The 2,138-nt window shown below is 72.2% G+C and carries 2 protein-coding genes; both read left to right on the top strand.

Annotated elements, in window-relative coordinates:
• On the top strand, positions 1–862 hold an 862-nt coding region (locus TY51_RS19445; protein WP_042252934.1), incomplete at its 5' end, for a proton-conducting transporter membrane subunit.
• Positions 863–892: 30 nt separating this feature from the next.
• Positions 893–2,138 (top strand): putative inorganic carbon transporter subunit DabA (locus TY51_RS19440; RefSeq protein ID WP_042252932.1); only part of this gene is annotated, 1,246 nt, incomplete at its 3' end.

The following is a 2,138-nucleotide window of genomic DNA, read 5'->3' as shown; positions in this document are numbered from 1 at the left end:
GATGGAGGCCCCGACCCCGGTCTCGGCGCTGCTGCATGCGGGGGTCATCAATGCGGGCGGCCTGCTGCTGATCCGCACGGCCGATCTGGTCCAGGCCAGCCCCGGCGCGATGGCGGTGCTGGTCACCTTGGGCGGTCTGACCGCGCTGTTCGGGGCGGCGGTCATGCTGATCCAAAGCGCGGTCAAGACGGCCTTGGCGTGGTCCACCGTCGCGCAGATGGGGTTCATGCTGATGCAATGCGGGCTGGGCCTGTGGTCGCTGGCACTGCTGCATATCGTGGCGCATGGGCTGTACAAGGCGCATGGGTTCCTGGCCTCGGGCAATGCGGTCGCGGCGGTGGCCGCGGCGGGTCGCCCCGGCCCCGTCGCCGTGCCGGGCATCGGTGCCGTCGCGCAGGCCTTTGCGCTGGCCCTTGCCCTTTATGCGACTGTCGCGCTTGGATTCGCGGCGATCGGCGGCCAGAAATCGGCGCAGGCGCTGGCCTTGGGTGCGATCCTGATCTTCGGCACCGCCTATCTGGTCGCGCAAGGGCTGGCCGATGCCGCCCCGCGGGCGCTGACGCGGCGCACGGCGATGGCATCGGTCGCGGCGGCGCTTGGCTATTTCGGCTTTCACCTGCTGGCAGGCGCACTGTGGGGGCCGCATCTGCCGCTGCCGCCGTCGCCCGGCGCGCTGGAATGGGCGCTGATCGCGCTGGCGGTGATCTCGTTCGGGGTGGTCGCTGTGGCGCAGGCGCTGTTTCCGCTATGGGCGCATCACCCGGCGATGGCGGGACTGCGCGTCCACCTGGCCAACGGATTGTACCTGAACGCCCTGTTCGACCGGCTGATCGGCGGCTTTCGCGCCGCACGGTCCAGCTGATCCCCACCCCCCATTTTCGCTGAGGTTTCCATGTTCCACGATCACGCCGGCGTCACCCCCGATCATGCGGCCAGCCTGCTGGCGGCCGTGACCCAGGCCGCACGCACCATCCCCCCGGCTTTCCCGCTGACGGCCACCGTCTCGGTGAACCCCTTTCTGGGCCAGTCGGACGATGACCTGGCCACCGCCTCGGCCAGACTGGCCCGCGTCGCGGGGCTGTCGGCAACCCGCCCGCGGGCCGCGTTCGGGGCGATGATCGCAGACGGGCGCATCACCGACGACGACCTGGCGGCGGCGCTGATCGCCTGCCCGTCGGCGCTGAAGCCGGTCGATCTGGGCATGCTGAAGCTGCGGCTGAAGGCGACGGCGCCGATCCCCCCCGCCCTGCCGACGCTCGCCGATCTGGCCGCGCGACATGACGGCACCGACTGGCCCGAGGTCATCGCCCGCAGCATCGGCCTGTGGGCGGCGGGGCGCTTTGATCAGGGCCAGGCGCTGTGGACGCCCGCGCCCGGCACCAGCGCCCTTGCGGCGTGGAAGGAATGGGCGACCCATGACCTGACGCCGGAAATCGCGGGCCTGCGCGGCTTCTGCGCCCATGTCGCAGCCGCCCCCGACAAGGCGGAACGCGTCATCCTGCGGGCGGCCGAACGGCTGGCCCTGACGCCCGACGCGGCGCCGACCGCGTTCCATCGGCTGCTGGTCGATCTGGGGGGCTGGGCACAGCACGCGCGATGGCTGTCCTGGCGGGCCGAACAGGCGGGGGGCACCGATGGCACCCTGATCGACCTGCTGGCGATCCGCCTGATCTGGGAGGAGGCGCTGCTGGCGCATTGCCCTGACCTGGCCGATCCCTGGGCCGACGCGGTGCGCGCGCATGCGCGGCCGGTCCAGCCATCGGCCGATCAGGTGGCGGATGCGATCGCCCAGGACGCGGCCGAACGCGCCTATCAGCGCGGCCTTGCGGCATGCCTGTCGGGGTCGCGCCCGACCCTGTCCCGTCCGGCGATGCAGGCGGCGTTCTGCATCGACGTGCGGTCCGAACCCTTTCGCTGCGCGCTGGAGGAGGTCGCCCCGGACGCCGAGACCTATGGCTTTGCGGGCTTCTTCGGCCTGCCGTTGCAGCATCATGCCCCCGCCAGCGTCCGGGCGGTGCCGCATCTGCCGGTGCTGCTGACCCCCTCGCTTGACGCCACCAGCCAGGATCAGGCCGAGGATGCCGCGCGCATCGCCGCCCGGGCCACGCGGGCCTGGGACCGGTTCCGGCAGGCCGCGG

It is taken from the genome of Paracoccus sp. PAMC 22219 (genome assembly GCF_000787695.1).
Taxonomy (GTDB): domain Bacteria; phylum Pseudomonadota; class Alphaproteobacteria; order Rhodobacterales; family Rhodobacteraceae; genus Paracoccus.
The sequence above is the reverse complement of the archived record's forward strand: the minus strand, read 5'-3'. Positions and strand labels throughout refer to the sequence as shown.